At 60.1% G+C, this 15228-nt stretch carries 12 protein-coding genes and 2 pseudogenes; 11 read left to right on the top strand and 3 right to left on the bottom strand.

Going from position 1 to position 15228, the window contains the following annotated elements:
- Both AC3FKH_RS34000 and AC3FKH_RS34005 read left to right on the top strand, forming a co-directional pair.
- The coding region (locus AC3FKH_RS34000; protein WP_488680053.1) for an MFS transporter at positions 1-1271 on the top strand (1271 nt) is incomplete at its 5' end.
- A gap of 571 nt (positions 1272-1842) precedes the next feature.
- A complete protein-coding gene (locus tag AC3FKH_RS34005; RefSeq protein WP_488678800.1) occupies positions 1843-2244 on the top strand; it encodes a hypothetical protein in 402 nt (133 codons plus the stop codon).
- A 484-nt stretch (positions 2245-2728) separates the two neighbouring features.
- Here the strand turns inward: AC3FKH_RS34005 and AC3FKH_RS34010 are convergent, their stop codons facing one another.
- The gene (locus AC3FKH_RS34010; protein ID WP_010812830.1) at positions 2729-2932 is read right to left on the bottom strand and encodes a cold-shock protein; all 204 of its coding nucleotides are present in this window, start codon (positions 2930-2932) and stop codon (positions 2729-2731) included.
- Between the two features lie 670 nt (positions 2933-3602).
- On the opposite strand from AC3FKH_RS34010, the gene AC3FKH_RS34015 reads away from it, so the two are divergent.
- The 6 genes and pseudogenes from AC3FKH_RS34015 to AC3FKH_RS34040 all read left to right on the top strand — a co-directional run.
- The gene (locus AC3FKH_RS34015; RefSeq protein WP_488678799.1) at positions 3603-4334 is read left to right on the top strand and encodes a S1 family peptidase; all 732 of its coding nucleotides are present in this window, start codon (positions 3603-3605) and stop codon (positions 4332-4334) included.
- A 454-nt stretch (positions 4335-4788) separates the two neighbouring features.
- Positions 4789-5064 (top strand): isochorismatase, encoded by a 276-nt coding sequence (locus AC3FKH_RS34020; protein WP_488678798.1) that lies wholly within the window; start codon positions 4789-4791, stop codon positions 5062-5064.
- Between the two features lie 17 nt (positions 5065-5081).
- The gene (gene infA, locus AC3FKH_RS34025) at positions 5082-5303 is read left to right on the top strand and encodes a translation initiation factor IF-1 (RefSeq protein WP_488678797.1); all 222 of its coding nucleotides are present in this window, start codon (positions 5082-5084) and stop codon (positions 5301-5303) included.
- A 930-nt stretch (positions 5304-6233) separates the two neighbouring features.
- A complete protein-coding gene (locus tag AC3FKH_RS34030) occupies positions 6234-6464 on the top strand; it encodes a hypothetical protein (RefSeq protein ID WP_488678796.1) in 231 nt (76 codons plus the stop codon).
- Positions 6465-6641: 177 nt separating this feature from the next.
- Positions 6642-6926 (top strand): hypothetical protein, encoded by a 285-nt coding sequence (locus AC3FKH_RS34035; RefSeq protein ID WP_488678794.1) that lies wholly within the window; start codon positions 6642-6644, stop codon positions 6924-6926.
- A gap of 673 nt (positions 6927-7599) precedes the next feature.
- A pseudogene (locus AC3FKH_RS34040) lies at positions 7600-10064 on the top strand (Tn3 family transposase); the annotation flags it as partial.
- 64 nt (positions 10065-10128) lie between these two features.
- Here AC3FKH_RS34040 and istB read toward each other — a convergent pair.
- Both istB and istA read right to left on the bottom strand, forming a co-directional pair.
- The gene (gene istB / locus AC3FKH_RS34045; RefSeq protein ID WP_488678793.1) at positions 10129-10884 is read right to left on the bottom strand and encodes an IS21-like element ISRme9 family helper ATPase IstB; all 756 of its coding nucleotides are present in this window, start codon (positions 10882-10884) and stop codon (positions 10129-10131) included.
- Between the two features lie 7 nt (positions 10885-10891).
- Positions 10892-11821 (bottom strand): annotated as a pseudogene (gene istA, locus AC3FKH_RS34050) (IS21-like element ISRme9 family transposase); the annotation flags it as partial.
- Positions 11822-11960: 139 nt separating this feature from the next.
- Here istA and AC3FKH_RS34055 point away from each other — a divergent pair.
- The 3 genes from AC3FKH_RS34055 to AC3FKH_RS34065 all read left to right on the top strand — a co-directional run.
- Positions 11961-13229, top strand: a complete 1269-nt coding sequence (locus AC3FKH_RS34055; RefSeq protein WP_488680054.1) for a site-specific integrase — start codon at positions 11961-11963, stop codon at positions 13227-13229.
- Positions 13226-14593 carry a tyrosine-type recombinase/integrase gene (locus tag AC3FKH_RS34060; RefSeq protein WP_488680055.1) on the top strand — a complete coding sequence of 456 codons (1368 nt, stop codon included), beginning with the start codon at positions 13226-13228 and terminating at the stop codon, positions 14591-14593. Before AC3FKH_RS34055 ends, AC3FKH_RS34060 begins: the two co-directional genes overlap by 4 nt.
- On the top strand, positions 14590-15228 hold a 639-nt coding region (locus AC3FKH_RS34065), incomplete at its 3' end, for a tyrosine-type recombinase/integrase (protein WP_488680056.1). The genes AC3FKH_RS34060 and AC3FKH_RS34065, both read left to right, overlap by 4 nt.

Below are 15228 nucleotides of genomic sequence, written 5' to 3' on the forward strand. Positions count from 1 at the left end.
CCCGGCCACCCCTCATCCTGATCGTGTGCTACCTGCTGGCATATATCGACCGGTTCAACGTAGGCTTCGCCCAGATCACGATGGGAAAAGATCTTGGCTTCTCCGCCACGGTGTTCGGCATCGGCGGTGGAATCTTTTTTCTCGGCTACATGCTGTTCGAGGTACCCAGCAACTATCTGCTCGAGAGGATCGGAGCAAGGAAGACGCTTGTTCGGATCACGTTCCTTTGGGGCGCCGTGTCGGCAGCCACGATGTTCGACAGCACGCCGACGCAGTTCTATGTCATGCGCTTCGTGCTGGGGGTGGCCGAAGCGGGATTCTTCCCCGGCGTGATCCTGTACCTGACGTACTGGTACCCGGCCCACCGCCGCGCCAAGATCGTGGCGGCGTTCATGACTCCGATCGCCATCTCCGGCCTGGTTGGCGGACCACTTTCCGGCCTGATCATGCAGACGATGGATGGCGTCTACGGCTGGCAGTCGCGGCAATGGCTGTTCCTCATCGAAGGACTGCCGTCCGTCCTGATGGCCTGCGTGGTTGGCACTCTCTTCGTAGACCGCCCTGCCCATGCAACGTGGCTCTCCGATGAAGAAAAGCGCTTCGTGCACCATGCAGTCTCGGCGAATGAACCGGCATCCCGAAGCCGGTTTGGCGACAGCCTTCGCGTGCTTCTGACGAACGGCAAGGTCTATGCGTTCATCTTCGTCTACTTCGCCATGGCGTGCGCGCTCGTGACGACATTGATCTGGATCCCGACATTGCTGAAGGGCATGATGCCCGATGCCACGCCCATGACGATCGGGCTGCTGGCCGCCATTCCCTATGCGCTTGGCGGCATCGGCATGGTCGTCATTGGCCGGCACTCCGATCAGGCGTCGGAGCGGCGCTGGCATTGCACCCTGTCGATGATCGCTGCGGCGTTGGGCATGGCGCTCCTTGCCTGGAACATCACGAGCCTGGTAGCCGCCGTAGCAGCAATGTCCCTGACGCTCGCGGGCATTTTCTCCGGCTACCCGACCTTCTGGGCGGCCGTCACTGCACAGCTAGGCCAGAACAAAGCAGCTGCCGGCATCGCTCTCATCAACTCGCTTAGCCTGGTGGGAGGACTGGTGACGCCAGCGGTCACGGGCATCATCCACACGCAAACTGACAGCTTTGCGCTCAGCCTGTATCTGGTGGGGACAGTCTTGTTGATCGGTGCCGTTGTCTTCAATCGCGCGGTGGGTCGAGGAAACGAATACCGAATAATCGAGGCCGAACCGCTGGCGTGATCGTTAGGGCACGCCGTCAGCTCGCGACAATAGCGACGACGTCGCACTCGCTCGGCCGCCATGCCCGGCCGAGCGGGCTTTGCCACCCCTTCTCTTCGGTGGTGCGATATGCGAGCCCCGACGGGCTGCACATACCACGATCGCCACACCCTTCCCCTCGTTGACCGGGTTCGGCCATGAGCGGTCGTTCCATCGAGTTCTCAAACGGGCATTCGACCGGTTGAATCCGCACCAGGAAGCTGTCGTAGGTTAAGCGCACGATCCAGAGGCCATAGTGGGTCTGTAGTTGCCTCTGGCGCCAGCACGCCCGTGCGCGAGTGGGACAACGTCAGAGTCCGGCTGCGGATTCATCGGTCGATGCACCAGCTTTATGGAATCGTTCAGCCGGTATGCGACCCACCGACAGACTGTCTGCATGCTACAGTCACCTGCCTTACGCCATCGAGAGGGTATGCCGCATTTTCGGATTTCAAATGTTGATTCGAGCAACATCGCGTGCTCCGACACGCCAAGCACATTCCTACGCCCACCTAGAATTAGCATGACAATTATTAGAGCAGCGCTCCTTGGCATGATGCTGGCAACGGCGTCCTCCGCACATGCAATACGTTGCGAAGGCAGTGGCAAGACACTCTACACCGAAGACTCGGCATGCCCGGATGGCTACGGTATTGTTGATGGCTCTCCCCAAGGCAGCGTATCGGTCCTTGGAAAAAGCGAACACGTGCGTAAAGATGAAGCGAGCTTCCTGTCTGATCGCGCATTGGAGCGGAAGACAATGCGCGGTCACGAAGCCAGAAGCAAGGGAGACTCTGGCGTAGGCCAATCCCGCGCCGCGGTGTGCGAATCCCTGGCTAATCAAGCGAGATCTGTTGACGCCACGATGGAACAACCGAATGATCCCCACGCACTCCGTGCCTTGCGAAAGATCCACCGAAACATCCGAGACGAGCAGCAACAAAACGACTGCTAGTCCACTGAACCAGAAGAATCGCACCGGATGCGGCGCGTTGGATCGGAGTACTTCTATTTGAGCGGAGCGGCCAGCTTTTTGTAGCCGGATGGAGCGCATGATCTTTTTTTCGAGGTCCTTCGTACTGGTGAACACGCACGCGTGATGACGTCACGCTGGATACGGGCAAACCAGTTCTAGACCTAATTCAGCCACGATGAGTACGTGGAGGTGTTTGCGTCATGACGCTCGCATGGTCAGCCAGAAACGCTTGGACCGCGGCTTTGGCTTCAAAGGCGGGATCGTTGCACACCATATGGGTATCGAGCCGATGTGGTCGAATGTCGTGCTTGCGCCAGGTGGCAATCGTGGAGTTTTGGGGAAGTCCCTGACTTCAAGACATGTTCCCGACGCTACTCCTTCCGATCCCATCACGGTGAATCCATAAAGGAAAAGCCCCACCGGCTTTCCCGGCGGGGCTTCTTGCGTACCGTTGACGGTCGACTTAGATCGGTTCGATCTTTGTCGCAGCGGGGCCCTTCTGGCCTACTCCAGCCACGTAGCGCACTTTCTGGCCTTCCTGGAGCGACTTGAACCCGTTCCCCTGGATTTCGGAGAAATGGGCAAACAGGTCATTTCCGCCTGCATCTGGCGTAATGAAGCCAAAACCCTTTGAATCGTTAAACCACTTTACAGTACCGGTTTCCATGTGAGGACTCCCTAAAAATTCTCGCCTAGCCAAAAAAGCGAGCGAGGCATGACGATCAAGGAGGAAACATGGAGAGAAAGCGGCGCCGCCGGGGCGTGTACCTAACGCTTCGAGGTTATTACGCTTGAAGATCCTGCACTGATTCTTATACAGGCATGCTGCATCGTGGTCAATGAACATCTCCCAACAATGGGAGCGTACTTGCCAGGGCAGTGCACTGAAGACGTCCACGAAAGGGTGCCGGATTGTTCCGCGACGCATGCTACAGTGGGATCCCTCCAGCACAAGAGATCGGTATGTTCCTCTGCGCAAACTGTCTTGCAGTGGCGCGTGACGCCTCCAATGCCCCTGGACATCTGGCGTTGCACATCATCGATACACGACGAAGTAAGATTCCTCGATCTGCCACGGTCACTATCAGCACATTCCGCTGCTCCGACTGCGGCGCGATCTGGCGCTACCGCGAAGCAAAGGACAACGGTCCACAAGGCTGGTTGCGGGTGTTGAGCGAAGAGACAGGCGAAGGTAGCGCCTTGAGCGCAAGTCTGTAGTGGATCGGTGCCAACGCCAGCACGATTTTTTAAGCAAGGACGGCGATCGAATTGGCATTCACTGAACCCCGGCGCATTCCAACCATGTTGTTGAGCAGGCAGGGAGTAACCACCGAATCATGATCGAATCGATCCTGCTGGCTGTCACGCGCGTTGCCACATTCGAGGATCAACAAGCAAAGACAAACGCCACTGGCTTTTTCTTCAAGCGAGGGCAGCGTCTGTTCGTTGTGACAAGCCGGCATGTGCTGATCGACGAGCCGACCAAGCACTTTCCAGACCGGATCGAGATAGAGCTGCATGTCAATCCGGACAACGTAGCAGAGTCCATCGCCTTCTCAATTCCACTGTATCGCGACGGCAAGAGTGTCTGGCGCGACGGGTTGGATGGTGGCGGCGGCATCGACGTGGCCGTGGTTGAACTCGACCGCACCGCTCTGCCGTCGAGCATGGTCTACCGGGCCTTTACATCGGCCCACCTCTATCGGCCAAGTGACCTCATCGAAGCAGGCACCCCGGTGCTGATCGTCGGCTTCCCGCTGGGTTTCCATGACACGCCTCATCATTTGCCCGTCGTGCGCCAGGCAGTCATCTCATCCTCGTTCGGCATGCGCTTTCAGGGGCATGGCTACTTCCTGACCGATGCGAGGACGCATCGGGGCACGAGTGGAGCACCGGTGGTCATGCGCATGCCCAGGACCGATTCATCCACACGCACGCTGCCGTGGATGCTGCTCGGCACCCATTCGGCGAGACTGGACGTGGGCTCGCGGGACTTTGAACGGGACGAAGCACTGGGCTTGAATTCCGCCTGGTATGCCGACATCCTGCTGCCTCTGACCGAGGCATGATAAGGTGATCGGGCTTGATGGATCATCCATCCATGGGATCGCCCCGGAGCTGCAGCACCTGCCCGGACAGCCCACTCGGCAGGAAATCTCCGGAAGTGGTACCATTCGCCACCGTGGACAGCCGTCGATGTCAAATGCGCCGTCCGCCAGACATCATCATTAAAAGAGTATCGGCGGCAGTACGGGTGTACACCCGAACCTTTCGCGGCAACAATCAGCCGCAATCATTTCAGACCCGCGGCACGTCCGCTCCGTAACCAGCATGCATGTACCAGGCGTGCTGGGTAGCGCAAGCACGGTCAATCCCACGCCAGTTTCCCCGCCTGCGATGATGCGCAGGATGCGACACTGACTTTCTGCAATGGCAACCGATCGCCGGGCACGCGCGTACCTCCCCGCATGGGAAAGCAGGGCACGGCCGCCGGGATCGAGCGCCTTCCGAACAGGCAACAATTTGAATCCCGGCATTACTCCGTTCACCGTTTCCGTTTACCCCATCCAACAAGAGCCCGGCGTCTGGTTCGCGAACTACATGATCTCCGAGTACAAGGACGGCGCTGAACGCATCGTCGCGAGCGTCTCGATGCGGCACGCCACGCACCATACCGAAGCCAAGGCCAGGCAAGCCGCCCGCCACGCAGCAGAAAGCGCAGTGGCGCGCATGCGCTTGCAACCGTCCCCGCATCGGCAAGCTACAACCCCTTCCACGTCACTGCGTGGCACCCACTGAAACAGAAAGGAGCATCCTTGGCTAAAGAAGAACTGGTGGAATTTGGCGGAAAGGTTTCGGAAGTCCTCCCGGATAACCGCTTTCGCGTCACCCTGGAGAATGGCTTCGAGGTTTGGGCCTATTCTTCCGGGCGGCTCAAGAAGAATCGCATACGTATTCTTGCGGGGGATCGCGTCACGCTCGAAATGTCGCCATACGACCTGACAAAGGGACGCATCAACTATCGTCACAAGTCCTAATCCGGCGTTTCCGCGCTCCCGAAATAGCGACCACTGTTGACACCACCGTGGAATGGATCATCCGAACGAGAGCACAACCTTTGGCTCCGCACAGCACCCTATCCACGAAGCAACAATACACGGCGGAGCCCAATAAGAGCCGAGGTGCAAGATGCAGCGAGACAAGTCTTTGTTGGACAGAATTCTCCTGGCGCTATGCGCCGAGCTCCAGGCCTCGATGACCGATCTTCAGCTTGGCAGGCCCTCGGCAATGTCGAGCCGTCCAGGCTAGCCCACCATCTCCTGCTCCTGCAGGACCATTGACTGGCGGAGAAGACCTCAAATATAGCGTGGCGCCTGGCGTGGAACGGCCACGACCGAGCGGACGCCAGCCTGACACGTTAATCTGCTGGCATCAGGCAGCTACGCATTCGAGAACGCGCACATTGCCCTAAACCATCGACTAGCCACGTCGACTGGAACCCGTTCGCAAGGCTGCCTCTCGATGCTCCGCGCGCTCCTAGCACAGGCGCTCCTCAGCGGCCTCCTTACGCGACAGCGTCGTTTCGATCCGACTGCGCAGAACAACATCCCCCCCGCCCGGGGTCTGACCGCTTACAGATTTGAGCGATAGAGGTTCATTGACTACGGTGGGAAAGCTCCGTATAACTGATTGTGCAGGATCTTCAAGCAGCCATGCCAACCGCATTGACTCGTCTGCTTCTACGGCGCGCGCGTCTTCAATGCCGTCTCCTTGATCTTCTCGCTGCGCCGCACTTATTGAGGCGTGGATTGCTGCAAGACAACCACGGAGACGAGTACATTCTTGATCCCGAATACCTGGAGCGCGGTAACCCCGTGCATCGCAACGCGAAGCGTGAGACATACGCTGGTTGACGAGCGCCAACCATGCGGGCACGAATGAGTTGGCTGTGCCAGGAATATCGAGGCATGTACATACATTTCGCGGCATTCGAGGCTTCCCCCGATTCTATTCGCACGGGCGCACCTGGGCCGAAATGGGGCTACATGATGGCCATCCGCTATACAGTGGACAGGGACGATCAAATGTTTTGCGAATCATTCGACGAAGAGGATGATTACTACACGCGCACGGCGGCGGAGCAGGCAGCCGTCCACTATGGAAAACTTGCTGTCGATATTATTCATGGCTTGGCTTGAGGCGCAGCCGTGTGTCGCCTTGAAGAGGCACAAGCCGATTCTATGAGTTGTTCCGCCGCGACTCAGACAAGACATAAAGTAAGGCCACCGTGGATAGTCTCAAATCTAATCTTGATGGAATACCCGAACGACCTCACGAAAAGCGACGTACAGGAACCTTCCATACTTGGAGCGACGATGGACAACTATCCCGCAGCAAACTACAAGGGCTTTGATATCTACCCGTTGGCCTATAAATTCGACGCGCCTCGCAAATGGCACGAGCGCCGGCCAGACCGCTCATACAGTGCGTCCGTGGTCATCTGCCGGGAAGGTGAACCCCCTGGCGGCACAAGCGCGCGCGTGTTCCACGTTCCAAATATGCACTGGTCTGACCTAGGGTTAGCGAAGCGTGCAGCCATGCAACACGGCGAACACATTATCGAAGGCCAAGTCGCAGGTGAGTCGCTAGCCGGTCTTTGATCGAGAACGCTGAAACTCCTCTTCAGAATAAAATTTATCTACAGACGCATACTCCTGACGAAAAACAGGAGTGCGGCCTATGGCCGCGAACAAAGCGCCGCGTTGCAGGTGGATTGCTTCAGCCGAGGCTCGCTACTTTCCTTCGTCCGGCACGTTGTACGTTTCGCGTAGCTGGCTAGCGAACGGGCGGATCGCCTCCAGGCATGCGGCGCTGTTGCCTGAACCAAGTCGCCGCCGAGAACGGCACCGGATGCGTGACGCACTCTCGCGGATACCCGGAAGCCTTTGTAGAGGGCCGGCCGGGATTCGCAAAATTTCCGCCACATCTCCCGCAACTCATTGATTTATCGATGGAATCTAGCCTTCTCAGAGCCCCGCGTAGCTCCCCTTCTTTTGATTAGCAAGCGACCAAATGGCGCCGAGTGCACAAAAAGACATATATCAGCAAGAATGAGGCTCACACGGCCCGTCGATTTGTCATCAAAGGTGGGCAAATTCCGCTTCCTGGCACGCACGCTGTTCGTGGGTTTTTGATACTGGACCCAAGGGAGGGAGCGACTTTTTGAGAACAGGGGTAGATCTTGGCGGTTGCAAGGGACGACAGGACAATCTGCAACGATGACGAGATCCGGTACATGGGGCGCATCAAGCTGGACGTTGTGCGGCGCTAAGGATGCAACCGATCCACGATACCGCCTATCCGACGCTGCCGGCTGAGCTTACCGCCGCCGAACTGGACGCTGCATTCACGCCGACACCGACCGAGATCCGCTTCGCGCGCAGCCAGTCCCGTCGGACCTCAACAACTGTGCTGATTCTCGTCCAGCTCAAACTGCTGCAGCGCCTTGGCTACTTCCCCATGCTGGTTGACGTGCCACCTATCGTGATCGATCACGTGCGCGCAGCACTGCGAGCATCTGCCCTGCCCCGCGCAACGGTCAAGCGCTACGATGCCTCTGGCACCCGCTCCCGCCATCAGAAGTTGCTACGCGGGTATCTCCACATTCGTCCGATCGACGTGAACACGCTGAAATGGCTGGAGGCGCTCGCAACCGATGCGGCCCACACCAAGGTCGAATTGCCCGACATCATCAACGTGCTGATCGAAGAGCTGATCCGGCTACGGTGCGAACTGCCTCCATTAGCCAGTCTTCACCGAATGGCCACCCAGGCCCGCAGCCGGTGCAATGAAGCCATCTATCGTGCCATCGCTGATGCGCTCGATGACTCGCAGATCGCTCGGATTGAGGCGTTGTTTGACGGTCAGGCCGACCAATCCGGTTGGGACCAGCTCAAACGTGAGCCCAAGCGCCCCGCCGCACGCGAAATCGCAAGCTTCCTCAAACACATCCAAGCCCTGCGAACCCTGGCCGACGGTCTGCCGCAGGCGCCAGCGTTGCTATCCGTGTCCAAACGCGCGCAACTGGTGACGGAGGCCCGGGCGCTTGACATTGCTGAACTCAGGTCGCTCAAGCCAGCCAAGCGATTCACTTTAGCAGTGCTCTTCATTCACGCGCAGTTACAGAAGGCGCTCGACGATGTGGCCGAAATCTTCATCAAGGTCATGCGCAAGCTCGAGGGCCTCGCCAGGACCCGACTGCAGCAATATCAGCTTGCGCATGCCGACTCCTTGGAAGACCTGGTCAGCCAGTTCCGTGATGTGTTGCAGGTTCTCGAGGATGACGGCATTGCCGATATCTTCCGGCTGGATAAGGTGCGTGAGGTCCTCGGTAACGATGCAGCAGGTGCGCTTGCCCGCTGCAATGAGCATATCGCGTACGCTGGCAACTTCGATCTTCCATTCATGCTCGCGCCGTACCGCCAGCAGCGCTCCCTGCTCTTTCAGTGCCTTGAGGTCTTGCCGCTCAGATCCAGTTCGCAGGACAAGACGGTCCTGGTGGCGCTGGCCTGGATACAGGGCTTCCGGGCCTCGCACCGCGAATATCTACAACTCACTGACGACGACCTGCTGAACCTTCCGCTCGACTGGCTCCCGGCCAAGTGGGAAAAAGCCATCTTTCCGGACGGCCGGAGTAGTCGTCTGCTCCATCGCAGGTACTTTGAGCTATGCGTGTTCGATCAGGTCATGCGTGAACTGAACTCGGGTGACCTTTACGTGGAGGGCAGCGACCGCTTTGACGATTTCCGCCTCCATCAGGTATCCGAGGAGGTGTTCGAACGGGAGTTACCGCATTACTGTGACATCGTTGGCCTGCCAACGGATGGCAAGAGCTTCGTCAAAACATTGTCCGACAAACTGAGCACGGCCCTCGACGAGGTAGATGCCAACTTCCCCGAGAACGACGGCATTGAATTTGGAGAACAGGGGCTGATCATCCACCGGCCCGGCAAGGAGCCTGACCCGCCCAACATGATGCTGATCGACCAGGCCATTACCACATCGATGCCGCAGATCAGCATCCTTGACGTGCTGACTGAAACGGAGCAATGGCTAAATCTGCATAGGCTGTTCGGTCCATTGTCCGGCTTCGATGCCAAGCTCGATGACCCTCGCAAGCGAGTTATCTGCACGCTGTTCTGCTACGGCTGCAATCTGGGGCCGAGCCAAACGGCACGATCCGTCAAGGGGCTGAGCCGCAAGCAAATTGCCTGGCTGAACCTGCGTCACGTCACGGAGGAACGGCTCGACAAGGCCATCGTGAAGGTCATCAACGCATACAATCAATTCGCGCTACCAAAGTACTGGGGTAGTGGCAAACGCGCGTCCGCGGATGGAACGAAGTGGACTCTGTATGAGCAAAATCTGCTGTCGGAGTACCACATCCGTTATGGCGGGTATGGCGGGATTGGCTACTACCATGTCTCCGACATGTACATCGCGCTCTTCAGCAACTTCATTCCGTGCGGTGTGCATGAGGCGGTGTACATCTTGGACGGCCTCATCAAAAATGGCTCTGAGATCCAACCGGATACCATTCACGGTGACACTCAGGCGCAGAGTGGGCCGGTGTTTGGTCTGTCCTACCTGCTGGGCATCAACCTGATGCCGCGCATGCGCAATATCAAGGACCTGGTGCGGACCGGCGCCGGCGATACGACCATATCGAGCGCCTGTGCCGTCAGTCCATCGACTGGGACCTGATCCAACTGCGGATTTCGGTGAAGGTGATCAGCGGTTTCGGCGAACGTGATCAGGGAAGGAAGGTGGTACTGCGCGGTCAGGAGATTGTAGCGTAGGTGATCACGATGCCTGTTTCTTGACGTCGGTAGCCGAGCGCTTGCGCATGGATTCGCCTTTGAGCGATACCTTGTGCGCCTGGTGGACCAGCCGGTCCAAGATGGCGTCAGCCAGCGTCGGATCATTCAACCACTGGTGCCAATGCTCGATCGGGAGCTGGCTGGTCACGATGGTCGAGCGGGTGCCGACGCGATCGTCCAGAACTTCCAGCAGATCGCCGCGTGCGCTTTCAGAAGGCTCCTGTAGGCCCCAGTCGTCCAGCACCAGGACATCGATGCGCGCGAGCTGCGCCAGGCGGCGGGTGAAGCTCCCGTCGCCGTGGGCGATCTGCAGTTCCTCGAACAGTCGCGGCACCCGCAGATAGAGCGCAGAGAATCCCTGCCGACAGGCCTGCTGAGCAAACGCACAAGCCAGCCAGGACTTGCCGGCACCGGTCGCCCCGGTCAGGATGAGGCTCTGAGCATTGCGGATCCAGTCGCAACTGGCCAGGCTGGCGACCAGCCGCTGGTCAAGGCCGCGGCTGCCGTCATAGACCACATCCTCGAGGCAAGCCTGGGTGTGCTTGAGCTTGGCCGAGCGCAGCAGCCGCTCCAGGCGCCGGGTGTCGCGCCAAGCAATCTCCCGGTCGACCAGCATGGAGAAGCGTTCTTCGAACGGCAGGCTGGAGCTGGCGGTCAGAGCAGACTGTTCCTCGAAGGCCCGCGCCATCCCGTCGAGCTTGAGGGCCTTGAGCTGGCCGACGGTGTGTTGCATCAGCATAGTTTTCCTAATGGTAGTAGTCGGGTCCGCGCACGTTGTCGTGCATGGGGGAATGCCACTCGGCTTGCGATACCGGCAGAGTGGCTTGCCGGTCCAGATGGTTTTCAAGGATGGAGACCACCGACTTACGCGTGAGCGAGCCAATGGCGACGGCGCGGGCGCAAGCGGCTTCGAGCCGCTCCTTGCTGTACTTCTTGGCCAGACTCAGCAGACCCAGGCAGGCGCGATAGCCCATCTCGGGATGGCTCTTGTGGGTGAGCTGGTATTCGACGATGACGGCGACGCTGGGCCCAATCGAGGCTGCCCAGTTGAGCAGCCGGCCCGGCGTCCATTCGAGGTGGGCGCGGTGCGCCGCCGGCATGTGTTCCTTGACCGTGCTGTGGCTGCCCTTGCGGGTATTGCGCGCGTGCAGCGCCACGCGCTTGCCACCGTACAGAATCTCGATGGTGTGGCGGGTTACGCGGGCCTCCACCGCCTTGCGCACCAGGGCATGCGGCACGCTGTAGTAGTGTCCGTCGATTTCGACGTGGTAGTCGACGTTGACGCGGCACTGTTTGAATGTTGCGACCTCATAGCGCCGCGGCGGCAGCGGTCGCAGCACTGGCCGGTCCAATCGCTCGAACCACTCCCGGCGCGTGCCAGGCAGCTTCTTGAACGGTCGGTCGTTCAGGTCGGCGACGAGCTTCTTGATAGCCTTGTTGAGCTCGCCCAAGCTGTAGAAGCGGTGATTGCGCAGCCGCGCCAGAATCCACCGCTCGACGATCAGCACGCCGGTCTCGACCTTGGCTTTGTCTTGCGGTTTGCGCGGACGCGCCGGCAGCATAGCCGTGCCGTAGTGATGGACGAAGTCCTCCGCAGTACGGGACAGCACTGGCTCATACCGGTCAGGGCGAGCCACCAGCGCGCGCGGGTTATCCGGCACAAGCAGCTCGGGTAATCGCGAGGAGTCAGTAATGTGACGCAGAGCTGCGGGCCCGGCGACGTTCGCTAGGGTGCGCCTTCTTAAGAAGGCTTTTCCTGAGGATTTGGCGGGTGTAACACCTTGGCAGGGATTCCCCCCGATCCAAGGAGACACCATGTCAGACCATGTATGTCCGCAGCACATCGCGTTAGTTGCGCAGTTGAAGCAGCTTCTCATCGACGCCGGCTATTGCGTCAACGCGATCAACCGTCAGTCCGCCGTCGCGCGGAAGTTCCTCCGCTACCTCAAGCAGCGAGGCCTTGCGATAGCAGCCGTGCAGCCGGCCCATGTGGCGATGTACCTGCGCTGCGAGCTCCGCCGTTTTGAGCGGCGCCACGGGCGCGCGCCACGGTCCCTCGAACACTGGCGTGCTTCGCACACTGCCGGCATTCACCAGCTGTTGAGGATGGCCACGGGCACGTGGCCACCCGCTCCCCAAGCAAGTAGCGCATCCGAGGCGTTCAGCCAGAAGCTATGCACCGAGTATGAGCGGTGGCTCGATGATGTGCGAGGCTTGGCTTCCGACTATATTCACGAGTTGGTCGCGGAAGCGCGGCGGTTGATGCACTGGTATCTCGAACGTGCGGTGTCGGTGGACGAACTGGGGCGACTGACGATCGCCGATATCGACGCGTACATGCAGGCGCGATCCGGCTCGCTAAGGAGGATTTCGCGCAAATCGCTGGCGCAGCGGTTGCGCTGCTTCATGCGCTTTGCGCACGCCTCTGGGAGGATCTCGCGCGACTTCGCCGCATGCGTGGTGGCGCCCACGCTCTACGCATATGAGTCGATTCCGTCGACGCTGTCGCAGCAGCAGATCAACGCCGTCTTGCGGATCTGCCGTGCGGATCGCTCACCGAAGGGTCTGCGCGACCACGCGATCGTCTTGCTGCTCGCCGACTACGGGCTGCGCGCGGGAGAGATTGCACGCTTGCGGCTGGACGACATCGACTGGCGGGGCGATCGCTTACACGTCCGCCATTCCAAGACCAACTCGGAATCGGTTCTGCCATTGCTACCGGCGGTCGGAGCCGCGTTGCTGGCATACCTGCGCCGCGGCCGACCTGCAACGAGTGCGCGAGAGGTTTTCATCCGAGCACACGCTCCATATCGTGGCTTTGCCAGCGGCTCGAGCCTGTACACGCCACTACGCAGGCGGCTCGACGCTGCAGGCGTGCAAACCAATGGCAAGCGCGGCCCGCATGCCTTCCGGCACGCGCGTGCCATAAGCCTATTGCGCAGCGGGGTGTCGCCGAAGGTGATTGGGGACGTGCTGGGCCATCGCTCATCGAGTTCGGTGACGCCGTACCTGAAGCTCGCTGTCGATGAACTGCGCGATATCTCCCTGGAGATCAGCGAACTCCTGACCGAGGAGCCGCAATGAACACGTGGCTCGACGATGAAGGCGACGCGATCGAGCGTCATGTACGTCACCTGGGGCTGCGCAGTCGCGATGCGGCCAAAGTCTACCGTTGTGTTCTGCGCGGGTTCCAGCGTTTCGTGCGGCAACGTGGCGATGCCGCAGTCAGCACCTCTACCATGCAGGGGTGGCTGCTGGAGCGCGCGCGGCACTCGCCTGTCCACATGGTGCTGCACCGGGCGCGCATCGTTGATCGCTTTCTGGACTATCTCCAGTCGGAGGGCATGATTTCGCACAACCCGCTGGCGGAGCTGCGCTCTTGCTATGGTCAACGATACGGCACGCCAATCGCGCGTGCGCTGCTCGCAGCCGACCCTCTGCAGGCGCTCGAGTCTCTGCGCCCGCCGGCTCGGTTCGCCAGCTTTCTCGGCGAGATGCTGCGCGAGCATGTGGAGCTCATGCGCGCGGTCGGCTACCGTTATGAGACACAGTCGGGCTGGCTCCTGCGTTTCGACCGGTTCCTGCAAGGTCGTCCGGAACTCGCGGGGCGACCGCCGGCGGTACTGTTGCAGCAGTGGGCCGCACAGGGCCGGACGCTGAACCACGCCTGGGAGTGCCAACAGGCGGGACGCGCCCTGTTGCGCGCATGGCGACGTGTCGATCCGAGCGTCGCGCTGCCGCCGTCGGATCGTCGACTGAAGCACCGCATCGAATGGGAACGTCGGCGTCCGTACATCTATACTCCGCAAGAGCTGCAGTTGTTGTTCGACACCGCGCGCGCCTTCCCATCTCCTCGCGCTCCGCTCCGCCCACTTGCGCTGTACACAATGCTCGTGCTCGCCTGTTGCGCCGGACTGCGTCTTGGTGAACTCGCGCGCCTGGATCTTCGGGACGTCGACCTCAGCACGGGCATGCTGGAAGTTCGCGAGACAAAGTTCTTCAAATCCAGAAGCCTGCCCCTGTCCGACAGTGTGGTGGCAGCGCTGCGCGAGTATCTCGACGCGAGACGACGCGCCGGAGCACCGCAGGATGGCGACAGCGGCTTGTTCTGGCATCAGCAGGCTGCCGGTCGCTACTCGCGGGTGATGATCGAGAAGATGCTGGTGGCCGTGTTGAGACGCGCCGGACTCAAGCCCGAACAGGGACGCTGCGGGCCTCGAATCCATGACCTTCGGCACGTTTTCGTCGTCTACCGGATGCTTTCCTGGTATCGCCACGGAATCAATCCTCAGGCGCGGCTGCCGTACCTGGCGACCTACCTAGGCCACAAGGACATCAACTCCACGCTCGTCTACTTGACCGTGACGCAGGAACTGCTGCAGCTCGCCAGCGAGCGGTTCCGACAACTGGTGCTTCATCAGGTGCACACCCCCGGGAGAACATCATGATGAAGCCGGCCGATCCTTTCCCGCGACTGCTGCGGACCTTCTTCTATGAGCGGCTGGCAGAACAGCGCAACGTTTCCGCCCACACGATACGTTCCTACCGAGACGCCTGGCGACTGTTCCTGCGCTTTGTCGCTGAGCGCCGACGTTGTCGTGTCGCCGAGCTCACGCTGCAAGCGCTGAACGCAACCGAGGTCGCTGCGTTCTTGCAGCACAGCGAGCGCGAGCGCAAGGTCTCTATCGGCACGCGCAACTGTCGTCTCGCTGCGTTGCGCAGCTTCTTCAGCTTCGTCGCCGAGCGTGACCCCACGGCCATCGAGCAGTGTTCCGAGGTGCTGCGAATTCCGACTAAGAAGGCGCCGATGCCGGTGCGCCATGAGCTCCACATGCACGAGATCGAGGCAATCCTGGCGCAGCCGGATCGCACCCAGCTGGAAGGACAACGCGATTACGCGCTGCTATGGCTCCTCTACAACACGGGTGCGCGGATACAAGAGGTGCTCAATCTTTGTCCTGCCGACATCCGATTCGACACACCGAACTGCGTGCGACTGCTTGGGAAGGGCCGCAGGGAACGCATCTGCCCGCTGTGGCCAGAGACCGTCGAGTTGCTCAAGGCCTTGCTGCAGCGGCAACCG

The organism is Cupriavidus sp. 21MJTG02-4, from assembly GCF_057798975.1.

Bases quoted from the DNA above. Each gene is read 5' to 3' on its own strand.
- AC3FKH_RS34035 (WP_488678794.1), top strand. From the start codon at position 6,642: ATGGACAACTATCCCGCAGCAAACTACAAGGGCTTTGATATCTACCCG.
- AC3FKH_RS34005 (WP_488678800.1), top strand. From the start codon at position 1,843: ATGATGCTGGCAACGGCGTCCTCCGCACATGCAATACGTTGCGAAGGC.
- AC3FKH_RS34015 (WP_488678799.1), top strand. From the start codon at position 3,603: ATGATCGAATCGATCCTGCTGGCTGTCACGCGCGTTGCCACATTCGAG.
- AC3FKH_RS34060 (WP_488680055.1), top strand. From the start codon at position 13,226: ATGAACACGTGGCTCGACGATGAAGGCGACGCGATCGAGCGTCATGTA.
- AC3FKH_RS34030 (WP_488678796.1), top strand. From the start codon at position 6,234: ATGTACATACATTTCGCGGCATTCGAGGCTTCCCCCGATTCTATTCGC.
- AC3FKH_RS34055 (WP_488680054.1), top strand. From the start codon at position 11,961: ATGTCAGACCATGTATGTCCGCAGCACATCGCGTTAGTTGCGCAGTTG.
- AC3FKH_RS34010 (WP_010812830.1), bottom strand. From the start codon at position 2,932: ATGGAAACCGGTACTGTAAAGTGGTTTAACGATTCAAAGGGTTTTGGC.
- istB (WP_488678793.1), bottom strand. From the start codon at position 10,884: ATGCTGATGCAACACACCGTCGGCCAGCTCAAGGCCCTCAAGCTCGAC.